Source organism: Pseudomonas sp. BRG-100, assembly GCF_000737955.1.
In the GTDB taxonomy this organism is placed as follows: domain Bacteria; phylum Pseudomonadota; class Gammaproteobacteria; order Pseudomonadales; family Pseudomonadaceae; genus Aquipseudomonas; species Aquipseudomonas synxantha_A.
In genome coordinates, this window is sequence record NZ_JPRX01000001.1 from 4,086,775 (window position 1) to 4,103,557 (window position 16,783).

Genomic DNA, 16,783 nt, shown 5'->3' on the forward strand with positions numbered 1-16,783 from the left:
CAGGTGCAGCAACGGGGGCTACGCTGTTTATTGGGGAGCAAGTATTTCTTCAATGAGGTGAGGGGATGGTTGAATCGCAGCGAACTCTAACGAAACCGCAATTGTATGAAGGACTGATCGACCGTTTGGGTCGGGCATTGGATGCTGCAAGAACCGCAGGCCGATTGCGTGATGAGCGGCCTCTGGAGCTGGAGTTGCGAGGCTTGAGCCAGGCAGAGCTTGAATTGATCAGGACTTACCTGGAGTTGAATCAACACCGCGCCTCTCATGGGCAGGCCTCCCCGCCAGCCCAGGAGCCTCCTCGTTCGGCCAAGGTCATTTGGCTCAAAGACTTGGCGGCCGGTCGCGGCCCGGAAAGGTCCCGGTCCGTACGGTGCAAGTGAAGCACAGTACTATCCATTAACGTTGTCGAAACAGGCTGGTAAAGATTGTCGCTTGATCGCGTTGCATTTAGGCTTCGGGCATCTTTGGAGATGCCCGATGCCTTTTCGTTATTTCATCAAACAATTGCTGTTGCCGCCCGGCATTTTTTTGTTGTTGTTGGCGTGTGCCTGGTGGTTTCGCCGTAGCCGCCCGCGCCTGGCCGGGGTGTGCTTTGCCCTGGGGCTGGGCGGGATGTGGTTGATCAGCCTGCCGGTGATGGTGCAATGGGGCGCCCGTGCGCTTGAGACAGCGCCGCCATTGGCTCGCGAAGACTGGGCCACGCTCGCCCAGCGCGCCGATGCGATTGTGGTGTTGGGCTCCGGGCGCGAGCGTGGGGACATCGCCTGGGGCAGCGACCAGCCCACCGGCGTTGGTCTTGAGCGTGAGCGTTATGCGGCGCGACTGGCCAAGGCGTCAGGCTTGCCGGTGCTGACCAGTGGCGGCTTGCATTACGGCACGCCGCCCAGCGAAGCCGAATTGATGGCGGTGTCGATGCAGGATGATTTCGGCGTCAGCGTGCGCTGGAAGGAAGAGCGCAGCCGTACCACCTGGGAAAACGCCCAGATGAGCGCCGAGATTCTGCTGCCCCAAGGCATCAAGCGTGTGGTGGTGGTGACGCAGGCCTGGCATATGCCGCGTTCGGTGTGGAGTTTTGAGAAAGCCGGTTTCACCGTGGTGCCCGGGCCGGTGGGCTTTCTGGGCGTGGACCACGGCCGGCCGCTGGGCGGCTGGATGCCGGAGGTCAAGGCGGTGTGGCAGAGCGGGCAGTTGATCAACGAAGCGGTGGGGCAGGTGGGGTATCGGTTGTTCTACCGATAGGTGCAACACAGGAAATCAATTGTGGGAGCTGGCTTGCCTGCGATGGCGGTGGGTCAGTGAGCACTCAGCGCATTGATACACCGCCATCGCAGGCAAGCCAGCTCCCACAGGTCAGAGCGTTTTGGACATCCGGCCAGCCAGCAGCGCCCAGCCAAACAACCCCAGGCACACAATGATCAACGGCCACGAACGCCATTGCAGGTATGGCGTGAGGTTATGCATCGGCACCACCTCCCCATAGAGAATGCCGCGCTCGAACTGCGGGATCTGTGCGGTGATCTGCCCAAACGGGTTGATCAGCCCGGTCACGCCGTTGTTGGTGGCGCGGATCATCCAGCGCCCGGCTTCCAGTGCACGCATCTGCGCCATTTGCAGGTGCTGCAATGGGCCGATGGAGCGGCCGAACCAGGTGTCGTTGCTGATGGTCAGCAGCAGGTCGCTCTGGGCCGACAGGCCGGCAGCGAATTCCGGGTACACCACTTCATAGCAAATGAACGGCGCAATCTGATAGCCCTTGGCCTGAAGCATGGCCTGGTCTGAAGGGCCACGGGCGAAGTCCGACATCGGCAGGTCGAAGAACGCAATCAGCCCGCGCAGCATGTCCTGCAACGGCACGTATTCGCCAAACGGCACCAGCTTTTGCTTGAGATAGGTGCCGTCACCTTCGCCGACTACGGTAATGCCATTGAAGTAGCGCTTCTCATGGTGCACTTCCTGGCGAATCGGTACCCCGGTAATCAGCGCGGTGTTCCGGTCGGCGGCAAACTTGCCCATCATGCCCAGGTAGCCCTCGACCGACTCCTTGAGCACCGGCACGGCGGTTTCCGGCCATACCAGCAGGTCGACACGCTTGGAGCTCAGGCTCATGTCGCGATATAGCGCCAACTGTGCATTAAGCTGCTCGGGGTCCCACTTCATGCTTTGCTCGACGTTGCCCTGGATGGCGGCGACGCTCAGGGGGGCGCCGGAGGGCGAGGTCCAGGCGTGGTGCTTGAGCGCCAGGCCGATGGCCCAGGGGGCGACCAGCAACACCAGGCCCGCACCAATGAAGGCGTTGCGCTTGCTTGCCAGCAGGCGCGGCAGGTTGCACAGCAGGGCTGCCGTGAGTGCAAGCGCGAAGGAAATCAGCCACATTCCGCCCAGCGGCGCGAGGCCGGTCAGCGGGCCGTCGAGTTGGCTGTAACCGGAGTACAACCAGGGGAAACCGGTGAGGAACCAGCCACGAAACGCTTCCTGGCCAACCCATAACGCGGCGAAGGTCAGGGCATCCGCCAACGGTGCTTCATTGCGGCGCAGCCAGCGCGCCCACAACCAGGCGGGCAGGGCAAAGAACCAGGCAATGGCGGCGGTGAACAGCAGCATCAGGAACCCCGCCAGCAGCACCGAAGCGCCGCCGAAGTGGTGGATGCTGTAGTAGATCCAGCTGGTGCCGGCGCCAAACAGGCCGAAACCGAAACACCAGCCGCGGCCCAGGGCCTGGCGGGGTGTCAGCTCCCGCAGGCCGATATAGAACAGGCCGACCGCTACCAGAGCCAACGGCCAGATATCGAACGGCGCCAGCGCCAGAGTAGTGATGGCGCCGGCCACCACGGCCAGCAAGTTACCGGGCCAGCCGGGGCGGTTCAGGCGCTGCATGTAGGGGTGGGTCATCAGCTATTTCCTGTATCGCGCCGGGCCTGCTGCGGCACAGGGCAAGGCGCGAGGAGCGTGGTTTGGTTTTTCCAAATGAACGACGAGTAACGCAGCCCTGTGTCGCAGCAGGCCCGGCCCTTCGGGTTGTCCCTGAGAGCGGGCCATACTGCGTTGCAGGCCTTGAAAAGGGAATGCCATTCCCTGCGGCCTGCGCCTTGCCTGGCCCGCTCTCAGGGGCAACGCGACACAGGAAATAGCTGATGCCCCACCCCTTCCTTAGCGGGCAATAGGTGTCAAACGGATCAGATGGATACGACGACTATCGGCATTCAAAATGCGGAAGCGATAGGCGCCAATCTCGGTGGTTTCGTTACGCTTGGGCAGATGCCCGAACGCACTCATCACCAGGCCGCCGACCGTGTCGAACTCATCGTCGGAGAATTCGCTGTCGAAGAACTCGTTGAAGTTCTCGATCGGCGTCAGCGCCTTGACCAGGAAGTCACCGCTGGGCAGCGGCTTGATGTAGCTGTCCTCTTCGACGTCGTGCTCGTCTTCGATATCGCCGACGATCTGTTCCAGCACGTCTTCGATGGTCACCAGGCCAGCCACGCCGCCGTATTCGTCGATCACAATGGCCATGTGATTGTGGTTGGCGCGAAATTCGCGCAGCAGCACATTCAGGCGCTTGGATTCAGGTACGAAGGTGGCCGGACGCAGCAGGTCCTTGATGTTGAAGCTGTCGCCATTCTCCTTGAGGATCAGCGGCAACAGGTCCTTGGCCAGCAGGACACCCATGACGTCGTCATGGCTTTCACCGATCACCGGGTAGCGCGAGTGCGCCGAGTCGATCACGGCCGGGAGGAATTCCCGTGGGGTCTGGGTCGCCTTGATGCTGATCATCTGCGAGCGCGGGACCATGATGTCCCGTACTTGCAGGTCAGCCACCTGGATGGCGCCTTCGACGATGGCCAGCGCTTCGCTGTCCAGCAACTTGTTCTGGTGGGCCTCGCGCAGCAGCTCCAGCAGCTCCTGGCGGTTTTTCGGCTCGTGGGCAAAAGCCTGGGTCAGTTTACCCAGCCATGACTTCTGCCCGTTGCTCGATCGGTCTTCGCTCATAGCGATTACTCTAAATCCTTTGATATGACAGTTGAGTGTTGATCAGCTTTCGTCGTCTGCGTAAGGGTCGCGGTGACCCAGTTCAGCAAGCAACGTTCGTTCCAGTGCTTCCATTTCCTCGGCTTCATCATCGTCTATATGGTCGTAGCCCAAGAGATGCAAGCAGCCGTGGATGACTAGATGGGCCCAATGGGCTTCAAGTTCCTTGCCTTGTTCCTTTGCCTCGCGCTCGACCACCTCGACGCAGATCACCAGATCGCCCAGCAGCGGGATATCCAGCAACTCGTCGGGTACGTCGGCGGGGAAGGACAGCACGTTGGTCGCGTAGTCTTTTTGACGCCAGGTGTGGTTCAGCTCGCGGCCTTCGGGCTCATCCACCAGACGAATGGTCAGCTCCGAGTCTGCGGTGCGCTGGCGCAGGGCCAGGGTGCACCAGTGCCGGAACTGTGCTTCGCTGGGGGCGGGCGCTTCGGTGGCAAGCTGCAGGTCTAGCTCAAGCATCGCCGCGAACGTCCCTGGCCGGTGCGTCATCCTTGTGATCGAAACGCTCATAGGCTTCTACGATGCGCTGCACCAGCGGGTGACGCACCACGTCCTTGGGCATGAAATGCGTGAAGCTGATGCCCGGTACATCCTTGAGTACCTCGATCACCTGCGCCAGCCCCGACTTGGTGCCCTTGGGCAGGTCGACCTGGGTGACGTCACCGGTGATCACGGCGGTAGAGCCGAAACCGATGCGGGTGAGGAACATCTTCATCTGCTCGACGGTGGTGTTCTGGCTTTCGTCGAGGATGATGAAGCTGTTGTTCAAGGTGCGGCCACGCATGTAGGCCAGCGGGGCGATTTCGATCACCTGGCGCTCGATCAGCTTGGCCACGTATTCAAAGCCGAGCATCTCGTACAGCGCGTCGTAGAGCGGGCGCAGGTACGGGTCGATCTTCTGGGCCAGGTCGCCGGGCAGGAAGCCGAGCTTTTCGCCCGCTTCGACCGCCGGGCGCACCAGCAGGATGCGCCGCACTTGCTCGCGCTCCAGGGCATCCACCGCACAGGCAACGGCCAGGTAAGTCTTGCCGGTACCGGCTGGGCCGATGCCGAAGTTGATGTCGTTGCCGAGGATTTCCTTGACGTACTTCTGCTGATTCAAGCCGCGTGGGCGAATCATGCCTTTTTTGGTACGCAGGGCCACGCTGGCTTCGGCCACCGGGTTGTTGGCCAGGTCCTCCACGGCTGATTCCTGCAGGTACAGGTGTACCGTCTCTGGCGACAGCTCACTACCCTTGGTTTCGCGGTAGAGGCGACGCAGCAGGTTTTCGGCAGACGTGGTGTGTTGGGGTTCACCAATGAGCTCGAACTGATTGCCGCGGTTGCGGATCTCGATGCTCAGGCGTTGTTCGATCAGGCGCAGGTGCTCGTCGAACTGTCCGCACAGGTTGGCGAAACGGCGAGCCTCAAACGGCTCGAGGAGAAAACGATGGGGTTCTGCTATGGGTGCGTTCAAGGTTGCTTTTAGCCGCCCTTTGGCTGATGAGGTGAGAGAGAGAATAACGCCAGGCGCCAGTGTGCGAAAGCACTTAAATAGCCTGGCCCCACTCTCGATAACCATGAAGAACTCCTGTGGGAGCTGGCTTGCCTGCGATAGCGGTGGGTCAGTTGGCACATAGGGCACTGATACATCGTTATCGCAGGCAAGCCAGCTCCCACATTTTGATCTTCATCCGGTCCGCGAGATCAGTTGATCAGCGAGCCGCGCAACGAGTGTGGCTGCGCCGCATCGATGTGCACATCGGCAAATTGGCCGATCAGCGTCGGGTTGTCGCAGCGGAAGTTGACGATGCGGTTGTTCTCGGTGCGCCCCTGCAACTCACCCGGGTCTTTCTTCGAATAATCGGTGACCAGGATGCGCTGGGTCGAGCCGACCATTTGTCGGCTGATTTCGAAACCCTGTTGGTTGAGGCGATGTTGCAGTGCGTTCAACCGCTCCTTTTTCAACGCCTCCGGGGTTTCGTCCAGCAGGTCCGCCGCCGGGGTGCCCGGGCGCTGGCTGTACACAAACGAGTAGGAAAAGTCGAAACCGACGTCTTCAATCAGCTTCATGGTCTGCTGGAAATCTTTCTCGGTTTCGCCCGGGAAGCCGACGATAAAGTCCGAACTGATGCAGATGCCCGGTACGGCGGCGCGCAATTTGCGCAGCTTGGATTTGTATTCCAGCGCCGTGTGGTTGCGCTTCATCGCCGACAGGATGCGGTCCGAGCCCGATTGCACCGGCAAGTGCAGGTGCTTGACCAGCTCCGGCACTTCGGCGTGGGCCTGGATCAGGCTGTCGGAGAATTCCAGCGGGTGCGAAGTGGTATAGCGGATACGTTCGATGCCATCGACGGCGGCGACCACGCGGATCAGCTCCGCCAGGTCGGCCAGGCGCCCCTCGTGGGTCAGGCCGCGGTAGCCGTTGACGTTCTGGCCAAGTAGGGTCACTTCGCGCACGCCGTTTTCAGCCAGGTGGATGATTTCTGCCAGTACATCGTCAAATGGCCGGCTGACTTCTTCACCGCGTGTGTAGGGCACCACGCAGAAAGTGCAGTACTTGCTGCAACCTTCCATCACCGACACATAGGCGCTCGGGCCGTCGATGCGCGGCTCGGGCAAATGGTCGAATTTCTCGATTTCCGGGAACGATACGTCCACCTGCGGCAGCTTGGTGACGCGTGCGGCGTCGATCATTTCCGGCAGGCGGTGCAAGGTCTGCGGGCCGAACACCACGTCGACATACGGGGCGCGGTCGCGGATCGCAGCACCTTCCTGGCTGGCCACGCAACCGCCGACGGCGATCACCATGTCCGGGTTGGCCAGTTTCAATTCACGCCAGCGGCCCAGCTGGGAGTACACACGGTCCTGGGCCCGTTCGCGGATCGAGCAGGTATTGAGCAGGATCACGTCGGCATCTTCGGCGCGGGCGGTGACTTCCAGGGCCTGGTGTTCGCCCAGCAGGTCGACCATGCGCGAGCTGTCGTACTCGTTCATCTGGCAACCGTGGGTTTCGATATAAAGCTTCTTGGCCATGGGAATCGTCAACTGGTGGTAAAGAACCGCGCATTATAGGGGTCATGCCCATCGGTTCCTAGCGCTGTGCATCGGGTGCCATGCTATAGTTCGCGCCCTCTTTTATATCCCCATGTGTTCCCCGCCCACCATGACCAAACGTGAAGCTCCAATCTACAAGGTGATTTTCCTCAACCAGGGCCAGGTGTTCGAAATGTACGCCAAGCAGATCTATCAAAGTGATCTGTGGGGCTTCCTGGAAGTGGAAGAGTTCGTCTTTGGCGAGCGCACCCAGTTGGTCGTCGATCCGGGCGAAGAAAAGCTCAAGGCCCAGTTCGAAGGCGTGGTGCGCAGCTTTGTGCCGATGCATTCGATTGTGCGCATCGATGAGGTCGAACGCCTGGGTACGCCGAAGATCAGCGAAGCACGGGGCACGAGCAATGTGATGCCGTTTCCGATGCCGATGCCCGAGAAATGATCTGCAATTAATTTGTAGGGCGTTTCCGAAACTGCCTCTCAATGGATGGACATTTTGTTTGAAAGATAGCAAATTTTGTTTATTCGGAGAGGGCATCATGAATATACCAATAATAAGAAAACCTCGAAGTTTCCCCCGTTCAACTGCGTTTAATCACGCCACTCATTAGCGCCAAGTTCCATCACGCCGTCATTAACGAACTGACTTGTTCGGGAGTAGCCCTGTGCGCGATCCTCGCTATGACATTCTGTTTGAGCCGGTACAAATTGGCCCGGTCCGTACTCGCAATCGCTTTTATCAAGTTCCCCACTGTAATGGCATGGGCCATGTACATCCCTCGGCCATGGCCCGGATGCGCGCAGTGAAAGCCGAGGGCGGCTGGGGTGTGGTGTGCACTGAAGAGTGCGAAATCAGCCCGCTGAGCGAGTTCTCCCCTTATATCGAGGCGCGTTTGTGGGATGAGCGCGACATTCCTGCATTGGCCCGCATGTGTGAGGCGGTACACCAGCACGGGTCGTTGGCAGGGGTAGAGCTGGCATTCAACGGTTACTCGGCGCCCAACCGCTACAGTCGCGAAATTCCCTGGGCGCCTTCCAATACCCCGGTGCGCAGTTACGACCCGGTGCAGGCCCGGGCCATGAGCCATGCCGATATCCGGCAATTGCGCGCCCTGCATCGAGCCGCCGCATTGCGCGCCCGGGAGGCGGGTTTCGACATCATCTATGTGTACGCCGGCCACGACCTGAGCGTGCCGTTCCATTTCCTCACGCCACGCAATAACCGGCGTACCGACGAATACGGCGGTGTGTTGGAAAACCGTGTGCGTTTGCTCCGCGAATTGATTGAAGACACTCGCGACGCAGTCGGTGATCGGTGTGCCGTAGCGGTCCGCCTGGCGGTGGATGAACAAATGGCCGACGGCTTGAGTCGCGAGGGCGAAGGTGCCGAAATCTTCTCGATGCTGGCAGACCTGCCGGACCTGTGGGACGTCAATGTCGCCGATTGGTCCAATGACAGCGTGACGGCGCGCTTTGCCGGGGAGGGTTACCAGGAGACCTTCCTGCTGGGGCTCAAGGCGCTGACCAGCAAGCCCGTGGTGGGCGTCGGCCGCTTCACTTCGCCAGACACCATGGTGTCTTTGGTTCGTCGTGGCGTGCTGGACCTGATCGGGGCGGCCCGCCCTTCGATTGCCGATCCCTTCTTGCCCAAGAAGATTGAAGAGGGGCGCGCCGAGGAAATTCGCGAGTGTATCGGCTGCAATGTATGCGTCAGTGGTGATCACACCAGCACGCCCCTGCGCTGTACACAGAACCCGACCATGGGTGAGGAATGGCGACGTGGCTGGCATCCCGAGTCGGTCAACCATACGCAGCAACCCGGCCGGGCGCTGGTGGTAGGCGCCGGACCATCCGGGCTTGAGTGTTCACGGATCCTGGGTGCGCGAGGGATGGAAGTGGCCCTGGTCGACAGCCTGCGCACCCTGGGCGGACGTGTAGCGCTGGAAGCCCGGCTGCCGGGGCTGGCGAGTTGGGCGCGGGTGATTGACTATCGACTGGATGCGTTGAGCCGTATGCCGTCGGTGGAGATCTATCGGGAAAGCCACTTGCAGGCCCAGGACGTGCTGGATTTAGCCGCTGAGCATGTGTTCATTGCTACGGGTTCCCACTGGCGACGTGATGGATTGGGGCGCGCCTTGCGCCGATCCTTATCGGGCCTGGACAGCCTGCCCGTGCTGACGCCTGATGACCTGATGGCAGGGGCGTTGCCCGCTTCGCCGGTGCTGCTGTTCGATGACGATCACTATTACATGGGCAGCGTGCTGGCCGAACATCTGGTGGCGCGTGGCGTGGAGGTGATATTCGTCACCCCCGCGGCGGACGTGGCGGCCTGGACCCATAACACCCTTGAGCAGCATCGCATTCAGCGTCGTCTGATGCAGCTGAATGTCACGATCGTGCCGTCCCATACGCTGGTCAGCGTTAAGCCAGAGGGCGTGGTAGCGGGCTGCATCTACACCGAACGTACGCGGTTGATCCCAGCTGCAGCCTTGCTGCTGGTCACTTCCCGGGAGCCTGAGCAGGCGCTGTATCAGGCCTTGAACAACTCACCCGAACAGTTACAGGCGGCAGGCATCCGAACGCTCACGCTGATCGGCGACTGTGTGGCGCCCGGCACCATTGCGGCGGCGGTGTATTCAGGGCATCGCATCGCGCGTGAGTTCGATGCGCCGGAGGGCTCGCTGGTAGTGCGCAGAGAAATTCCATTTATAGAGGTGTAGTCAGTCCAACTGTTCAATCAATAACGAGGAATACAATAATGAAAAAAATACTCCTGATGTTATTCACCGCGCTCCTGATTAATACATCGTTGTTTGCCAACGATTACAACGTGATCCGTTTCGCTGCCGATCCCAACTATGCGCCCTTTGCTTATAAAGACAGCACGGGGACTTTGACCGGTTTTGAAATAGATATCGGCAATGCAATTTGTGCACGTTTGAATGTTCGCTGCCAATGGGTCGAGAGTGACTTTGACGGCATGATTCCCAGCCTCAACGCCGGCAAGATCGACGCCATCTTCGCTTCAATGACCATCACTGCCGCTCGGCAAAAGGTCATCGACTTCTCCTCGGAGGTGTTTTCCAGCCCCACTGCCATGGTGATGCGCCCTGGCACTGAGCTTTCCACAGGCATGGCCGTCGGCTATTTGCAGGGCAGTACTCAGGAAGTTTATGCCCGGCAAGTGCTCGCTGGGCAGGGTATGAAGGTGGTGGCTTATGCCGATCAGGAGCAAGTGTACGCGGACCTGCTGACAGGGCGTTTGCAGGCATCGCTGCAGGATGCTCAGCAAGCACAGAGCGGATTTTTGCGTTCACCCCAAGGCGTCGGGTTTGTACTGGGGCCGCTGATTGACAGCGAGTTGATGCCGTCCAAAAGCGGCATCGGCCTCGCCAAGGGCAACCACACGTTGAAAGCGCTGTTGGATAAGGGGCTGGCTGCCCTGCACGCCGATGGCACCTACGCTCGCCTGCAAGAGCAGTACTTCCCCGGTGTGAACATGTTCAGCGGCCAATAACCGCCTTCAACGGCCAGCGAGGACACGATCATGCTACCTGCCTTCACTCAATTCGCCGCGTCCCTGGGCAGTTTTTTGCCGATGTTACTGCACGGGGTCTGGGTCACCTTGCAACTGGCACTGTTGTCATTGCTGCTGGGGCTGATCCTGGGCCTGCTGGGGGCAGGTGCCAAGCTGTCCAGGGTGAGGGCATGGCGCCTGTGCGCACAGGTGTACACCACCTTGATTCGCGGGGTACCGGACCTGCTGTTAATGCTGTTGATTTTCTACGGATTGCAGACAGGCCTGAGTCGTCTGACCAGCGAATTGGGCTGGGCCTACATCGATATCGACCCTTTCAGCGCCGGCGTGATCACTCTGGGGTTTATCTACGGCGCTTATTTCACCGAAACCTTTCGCGGCGCGTTGCTGGCTGTACCCCGTGGGCAGTTCCAGGCAGCCAAGGCCCTTGGCCTGAGCTTCAGGCAGAGCTTTTTGCATGTGATATTCCCGCAGATGATGCGATTCGCCCTGCCGGGTCTGGGCAATAACTGGATGGTCTTGCTCAAGGCTACAGCGCTGGTGTCGATCATCGGCCTGGCAGACCTGGTGAAAGTGGCGCAGATGGCGGGCAAGAGCAGTCAGCAATTACTGGCTTTTCTGCTGCTGGCGGCGCTGGTCTACCTGTTGCTCAGCAGTGTTTCAAACGCAGCGTTGCGCTGGCTGGAGCGTCGGTATGGTGAAGGTGTGCAGGGATCATCATCATGATCGAGCTTATCCAGGAGTATTGGCGGCCGTTTATTTATTCCGACGGTCAACAAATCACCGGTCTGGCCATGACCTTGTGGCTGACCAGCGCCTCTTTGTGCCTGGGCCTGCTGTTGGCGTTGCCACTGTCCATCGCCAGGACGTCCAGCCGACGCTGGCTGCGCTGGCCGGTGCAAAGCTTTACCTACGTGTTTCGCGGCACACCGCTGTATATCCAGTTACTGATCTTCTACACCGGCATCTACAGCATTGGCGCTGTTCGCGAGCAACCGTTGCTGGATGCCTTTTTTCGCGAAGCGCTCAATTGCACGCTTCTGGCGTTTGCCCTCAATACCGCGGCCTACACCACGGAAATACTGGCGGGCGCAATTCGGGCAATGCCACGCGGTGAAATCGAGGCTGCTCGTTCCCTGGGCTTCGACGGCTGGAAGTTGTACGTGCACTTGATCATGCCCTCGGCCCTGCGCCGGTCGTTGCCCTACTACAGCAATGAAGTGATCTTCATGTTGCATTCCACCACCCTGGCGTTCACGGCAACGGTGCCGGATATCCTGAAAGTCGCACGGGATGCCAACGCTGCAACCTTCCTCACCTTCCAATCCTTTGGCCTGGCCGCGGCGCTTTACTTGTGTATTACGTTCGCGTTGGTCGGCTTGTTCCATCTGGCTGAACGACGTTGGCTGAGCTTTCTTGATTCGAGTCGATAGGGGGGCAATATGCAGACTCACAGGCATGAACTGTTAACGGCTGTGCCAGGTACCACGCGGCATATTCATAGTTTTCATTACGGTCCGGCCAATGCGCCGAGCAAGGTTTACATCCAGGCGTCCCTGCACGCCGATGAATTACCGGGGATGCTGGTGTTGTGGCATCTCAAACAGCGTCTGGCGCACCTGGAGGCGACAGGTGCGTTGCGTTGGCAAGTGGTGCTGGTGCCGGTGGCCAATCCGCTGGGGTTGGAGCAGGTACTGATGGACGTACCGCAGGGGCGTTTTGATAACGACAGTCGAGAGAACTTCAACCGCTTCTTCGTTGACGTCAGCGAGCAGGTCGGCGACCAGGTACAGGATGTTCTGACCGATGATCCTGCGCATAACCTGCATCTGATCCGTGCGGCCCTGCGGCGAACCCTTGTCAGCCAGGTACCGGCGACCCAGCTGCACTCTCTGCGTTTGGTCCTGCAAACGCTGGCCTGTGACGCCGACAGGGTGCTGGACCTGCATTGTGATTTCGAGGCAGTGCAGCACCTGTACCTGGCGCCCGATGCCTGGCCCCAGGTGGAGCCGCTGGCACGGTACCTGGGCGCTCGGGCCTGCTTTATGAGCCCGGACGCGGGCGGGCATTCGTTCGACGATTGCTACACCTTGTTCTGGGCACGGATGCAGGCGCGTTTTCCTGGGGCCTTTTCGGCGCCGGGTTTTGCCGTGACCGTGGAGTTGCGCGGCGTTGCCGATGTGGACCACGGGCTGGCGCGGCAGGATTGTCAGGCGTTGATCAACTATCTGATGTTACAGGGAGGCATTGAGGGGCAAGCGCCGCCACTGCCGGCGTTATTGAGCCCGCCAACACCCTTGGCGGGGGTCGAGCCGGTGGTGAGCCCGGTGGGAGGCTTGATGGTCTTTTGCGCGCAGGTGGGGGATTACCTCGAAGCAGGACAGATCGTGGCGCAAGTCATCGACCCGATCACGGACCGAGTGATTGAGGTCGCGTGTGAGCATGAAGGGCTGTTGTATGTGCGATCAGTACGCCGCATGGCAAGCGCCGGTATGACGATTGCCCATGTAGCGGGGTCCACGGCATATCGACAGGGCTACCTGTTATCGCCGTGATCAGGGCAGGGGAGAGAAGGGCGAGCGCCCATCGGCGCTCTGCAATTCCTGCAGGTAATTACGGAAAATCTGCCCCAGTACCTGGGTCGCCACTTCCAGTTCATCGCGCTGCATGTGCTCGGCGACCTCATCGGCGGTGTCCAGCGCGTCTTCAGCACCGTTGACCGCGGCCATTTTCAGCACGATGTAGGCCTGCACGTTATTGGCCGGCACGCCTTCACCCTTGAAGAACATATTGCCGAGCTGGAATTGCGCCTGGGCGTGGCCTTGTAGCGAAGCCTTTTCGAAGTAGCTCAACGCTTTGTTGAGGTCGACGGCCGGGTTCTTGCTGTCGTGGTAGAACTCGCCCAACTCGTATTGCGCTTGCGCATCCCCTTCATCAGCTTGTTTCTGGCACGCGCTCAGGGCTTCGGCCTGGCTGTCTGGCTGGGTATTGAGGGTGCAACGACCCATCGCTGGGATTAACAACGAGTTGCCGCCTGCCTGGGCATGTGCCAGCAGCGGCTGAAGGAGCAACAGGCAGCCCAGAACCAGGGTGCGGCCGGTGCGTTTCATGGGAATCGACTTACCTCTGACGGGGCGCGCGGACCCTCGGGGAGTCCAATAAGCGCGCATTATGAAATAAGCAGGCCTCTGCTTACAAAGTCTTTACTCGTTTTTCTGCTGCTTGGGCAAGTTATCTGCCGGATTGCAGGGCAATTCTCGAAAAAACCAGGAAACTTCTGTAAGCAAAGTAGCAAATCTGACGCTGCCTGGGGGGCAACGTCAGAACGTGGGTCACTTATTTCAGGGCCGCGAAGGCGCGTTCGGCAGCATCCAGGGTCAGTTTCAGCTCGGCTTCGCCATGGGCGATCGAGGTGAAGCCGGCTTCGAAGGCGCTCGGCGCCAGGTACACGCCGCCTTCAAGCATCAGGTGGAAGAAGCGCTTGAACAGGTCGGCATCGCTGCCCATCACGTCATCAAAGGTGACGATGTCGTCGGCGCCGCTGAAGTACAGGCCGAACATGCCACCGGCCTGGGTGGTGACAAACGGGATACCCGCGGCGTCGGCGCGCTGCTGCAGGCCATCAAGCAGGCGGGTGGTGTAGTCGGTCAGCTCGGCGTGGAAGCCCGGGCGGCTGATCAGGCGCAGGGTGGTCAGGCCAGCGGCCATTGCCAGCGGGTTACCCGACAAGGTGCCAGCCTGGTAAACCGGGCCCAGCGGGGCGATGTGCTGCATGATTTCGCGCTTGCCGCCGAAGCAGCCTACTGGCATACCGCCACCGATGATCTTGCCGAAGGTGCTCAGGTCCGGCGTGACGCCGTAGTGTGCCTGGGCGCCGCCGAGGGCGACGCGGAAACCGGTCATCACTTCGTCAAAGATCAGCACCACGCCGTGCTTGTCGCACTGCTCGCGCAGGCCTTCGAGGAAACCCGGTGCCGGCGGTACGCAGTTCATGTTGCCGGCCACCGGTTCGACGATGATGCAGGCCACGTCCTGGCCGACTTCGCTGAGCATTTGCTCGACGGCGGCGATGTCGTTGAACGGCAGGGTCAGGGTGTGTTTGGCGAATGCCGCCGGTACACCGGCAGAGTTGGGTACGCCTTGAGTCAGCGCGCCGGAGCCGGCCTTGACCAACAGGCTGTCGGAGTGGCCGTGGTAGCAACCCTCGAACTTGATGATGTTGTCGCGGCCGGTGAAACCACGGGCCAGGCGGATCGCGCTCATGGTGGCTTCGGTACCGGAGCTGACCATGCGCACCATTTCCATCGACGGCACGATAGAGCAGACCAGGTCGGCCATCTCGGTTTCCATGGCGGTCGGCGCGCCATAGGACAAGCCGTGTTGCAGCTGCTGGCGCACCGCGTCGAGTACGTCCGGGTGGCTGTGGCCGAGAATCATCGGGCCCCAGGAGCCGACGTAGTCGACGTAGCGCTTGTCATCTTCGTCGGTGACGTAGGCGCCTTCGGCGTGTTTAAAGAACAACGGCGTGCCGCCCACGCTCTTGAACGCACGCACGGGGGAATTCACACCGCCGGGGATGTGTTTCTGGGCATTGGCAAACAGGGTTTCGGAACGGGACATGATGGACGTCTCTCTGAAATCAGATTTTAAGAAGGGCATTGAAAGCACGGGCGCGTCGCGTGACTTCCTGAGTACTGTCGGCGCCGAATAAACCGTGCACCACGGCCAGCAGGTCGGCACCGTGGGCCACCAGCGGTTCGGCGTTGTCCAGGGTCACGCCGCCGATCACGCAGATCGGCAGCTGCAAGCGCGTGCGGGCCTCGGCCAGCATTTCAACGGTGGCGGCAGGTGCGCCGGGCTTGGTGGTGGAATTGAAGAAGCGCCCGAAGGCGACATAACTGGCGCCTTCCTTGGCGGCCTGTTCGGCCAGTTCGATCTGGCTGTGGCAGGTAGCACCGATGATCGCCTTGGAACCGAGCAGCGCACGGGCCGGGGTCAGCGGACCATCGGTCTGCCCCAGATGCACGCCCACGCCCAGGCGCGCGGCGAGTTCGGCATCATCGTTGATGATCAATTGAGTCTTGTAGCGCGAGCACAGTTCATACAGCTTTTCGGCTTCACGCAGGCGCCGTGCCTCGTCGCTGCTTTTGTCGCGGTACTGCAACAGTGTCACGCCGCCGTCCAGCGCCGCTTGGACGTAGGCGAGGAACTTGCCGGCCAGGAGCTGGCTGTCGGTAATGGCGTAAAGGCCACGTAGTTTCATCGGGCAAGCCCCTTGCTGTGACGAGCGATAAGTTACGAGCAGAAATCCAGCGGCAGCCGGCGCGGCACGAACTGGCCCTGGCCCAGTTGCTCGGCGTCACGCAGGGTGCGCCAGGTGTAGTTGAGGGCCGATTGCACCGCGCTGGTCAAACCTTCGCCCTGGGCGATGCGCCCGGCGAGGGCGCTGGCCAAGGTGCAGCCCGAACCGTGATAACTGCCAGGCAAGCGCTGGCAGGTAAAGGTATGGCGCGTGCCGTCGCGGCTGTACAGGCGGTTGTGCACTTCATGTTCGTCGCCATGGCCGCCGGTGATCAGCAGGTGCTTGATGTACGGCAACAGTTTCTCGGCGCACTCGTCGGCAGTGCCGTCTGGCAGTTCGGCCAGGATGCGCGCTTCCGGCAGGTTGGGCGTGGCGATCAGCGACAAGGGCAACAGCCGCTCGCGCATCGCATAGCCGACCTCGTCCTTGCCCAGGCTACCGCCGCCGCCGGCGCGCAGCACTGGGTCGCAGACCACCGGCAGATGCGGGTGCGCCTGCAGCAGTTCAACCACCGTATCGACCATGGCGGTGGAACCGAGCATGCCCAGTTTGACGGCCGCGACTTCGGAGTCGCCGAGCACGGCATTGGCCTGGGCCATCACCCACTCACGGTCGAGCACGCGGAAGTCGCTGACATTGACGGTGTTCTGCACGGTCAACGCTGTGACGGCCGGGGCCGCGTGACAGCCCTGGGCGAGCAGGGCTTCGATATCTGCCTGCAAGCCGGCGCCACCACTGGGATCGTGGCCGGAGAGACAGAGGATAACAGGGCGAGAGCTGTAGATATTCATGGTGCGCGAGCTTACCACCAAACGCTTTTTGCGTGGCCGTCTGACGATGGTTGAAGTGTGAGCGCTGGAACAGCGCTTTTCTGGCGATTG

Annotated in this window: 17 protein-coding genes; 8 read left to right on the plus strand and 9 right to left on the minus strand. The window is 60.7% G+C overall.

Translation table 11 applies throughout. The features are described 5' to 3' along the window. Positions 1-65 precede the first annotated feature (65 nt). Positions 66-383: a hypothetical protein gene (locus JH25_RS29095; protein ID WP_005791730.1), complete on the plus strand. Its 318-nt coding sequence runs from the start codon at positions 66-68 to the stop codon at positions 381-383. A gap of 97 nt (positions 384-480) precedes the next feature. Beyond that, entirely contained in the window at positions 481-1,242 is a 762-nt protein-coding gene (locus JH25_RS09180) for a YdcF family protein (protein ID WP_005791728.1), read from the plus strand. Between the two features lie 111 nt (positions 1,243-1,353). On the opposite strand, the gene lnt is transcribed toward JH25_RS09180, so the two are convergent. The 5 genes from lnt to miaB all read right to left on the minus strand — a co-directional run bounded on the left by lnt (position 1,354) and on the right by miaB (position 7,047). Further along, the gene (gene lnt, locus JH25_RS09175; RefSeq protein WP_032881204.1) at positions 1,354-2,877 is read right to left on the minus strand and encodes an apolipoprotein N-acyltransferase; all 1,524 of its coding nucleotides are present in this window, start codon (positions 2,875-2,877) and stop codon (positions 1,354-1,356) included. Between the two features lie 273 nt (positions 2,878-3,150). Then, on the minus strand, positions 3,151-3,990 hold the full coding sequence (locus tag JH25_RS09170) for an HlyC/CorC family transporter (RefSeq protein WP_005791724.1): 840 nt from the start codon (positions 3,988-3,990) through the stop codon (positions 3,151-3,153). Between the two features lie 42 nt (positions 3,991-4,032). Further along, on the minus strand, positions 4,033-4,491 hold the full coding sequence (gene ybeY / locus JH25_RS09165; RefSeq protein WP_005791722.1) for an rRNA maturation RNase YbeY: 459 nt from the start codon (positions 4,489-4,491) through the stop codon (positions 4,033-4,035). Continuing rightward, positions 4,484-5,488 carry a PhoH family protein gene (locus JH25_RS09160; protein WP_005791720.1) on the minus strand — a complete coding sequence of 335 codons (1,005 nt, stop codon included), beginning with the start codon at positions 5,486-5,488 and terminating at the stop codon, positions 4,484-4,486. Before JH25_RS09160 ends, ybeY begins: the two co-directional genes overlap by 8 nt. A 230-nt stretch (positions 5,489-5,718) precedes the next feature. Further along, positions 5,719-7,047, minus strand: coding sequence for a tRNA (N6-isopentenyl adenosine(37)-C2)-methylthiotransferase MiaB (gene miaB / locus JH25_RS09155; RefSeq protein WP_032879305.1), 1,329 nt, complete (start codon positions 7,045-7,047; stop codon positions 5,719-5,721). A 130-nt stretch (positions 7,048-7,177) separates the two neighbouring features. Between miaB and JH25_RS09150 the strand changes: the two genes are divergently transcribed. From JH25_RS09150 to JH25_RS09125, 6 genes are all read left to right on the plus strand, one after another. After that, positions 7,178-7,504: a DUF1820 family protein gene (locus JH25_RS09150; protein ID WP_003194436.1), complete on the plus strand. Its 327-nt coding sequence runs from the start codon at positions 7,178-7,180 to the stop codon at positions 7,502-7,504. A gap of 223 nt (positions 7,505-7,727) precedes the next feature. Continuing rightward, positions 7,728-9,782 (plus strand): oxidoreductase, encoded by a 2,055-nt coding sequence (locus JH25_RS09145; protein WP_032879307.1) that lies wholly within the window; start codon positions 7,728-7,730, stop codon positions 9,780-9,782. 38 nt (positions 9,783-9,820) lie between these two features. Continuing rightward, the gene (locus tag JH25_RS09140; protein WP_032879309.1) at positions 9,821-10,579 is read left to right on the plus strand and encodes a transporter substrate-binding domain-containing protein; all 759 of its coding nucleotides are present in this window, start codon (positions 9,821-9,823) and stop codon (positions 10,577-10,579) included. A gap of 30 nt (positions 10,580-10,609) precedes the next feature. Next, positions 10,610-11,326 (plus strand): ABC transporter permease, encoded by a 717-nt coding sequence (locus tag JH25_RS09135; protein ID WP_032879311.1) that lies wholly within the window; start codon positions 10,610-10,612, stop codon positions 11,324-11,326. Further along, positions 11,323-12,033 (plus strand): ABC transporter permease, encoded by a 711-nt coding sequence (locus JH25_RS09130; RefSeq protein ID WP_032879313.1) that lies wholly within the window; start codon positions 11,323-11,325, stop codon positions 12,031-12,033. Before JH25_RS09135 ends, JH25_RS09130 begins: the two co-directional genes overlap by 4 nt. Before the next feature lie 9 nt (positions 12,034-12,042). After that, positions 12,043-13,155: a succinylglutamate desuccinylase/aspartoacylase family protein gene (locus JH25_RS09125; protein ID WP_032879315.1), complete on the plus strand. Its 1,113-nt coding sequence runs from the start codon at positions 12,043-12,045 to the stop codon at positions 13,153-13,155. On the opposite strand, the gene JH25_RS09120 is transcribed toward JH25_RS09125, so the two are convergent. The 4 genes from JH25_RS09120 to JH25_RS09105 all read right to left on the minus strand — a co-directional run bounded on the left by JH25_RS09120 (position 13,156) and on the right by JH25_RS09105 (position 16,693). After that, positions 13,156-13,710, minus strand: a complete 555-nt coding sequence (locus JH25_RS09120; protein WP_005791705.1) for a tetratricopeptide repeat protein — start codon at positions 13,708-13,710, stop codon at positions 13,156-13,158. It abuts the gene before it with no gap. A 226-nt stretch (positions 13,711-13,936) separates the two neighbouring features. Continuing rightward, positions 13,937-15,220, minus strand: a complete 1,284-nt coding sequence (gene hemL / locus JH25_RS09115; RefSeq protein ID WP_005791703.1) for a glutamate-1-semialdehyde 2,1-aminomutase — start codon at positions 15,218-15,220, stop codon at positions 13,937-13,939. 19 nt (positions 15,221-15,239) lie between these two features. Beyond that, positions 15,240-15,863, minus strand: coding sequence for a thiamine phosphate synthase (gene thiE, locus JH25_RS09110; protein WP_032879317.1), 624 nt, complete (start codon positions 15,861-15,863; stop codon positions 15,240-15,242). Positions 15,864-15,895: 32 nt separating this feature from the next. Then, on the minus strand, positions 15,896-16,693 hold the full coding sequence (locus JH25_RS09105; RefSeq protein WP_032881205.1) for a hydroxymethylpyrimidine/phosphomethylpyrimidine kinase: 798 nt from the start codon (positions 16,691-16,693) through the stop codon (positions 15,896-15,898). Between the last annotated feature and the right edge of the window lie 90 nt (positions 16,694-16,783).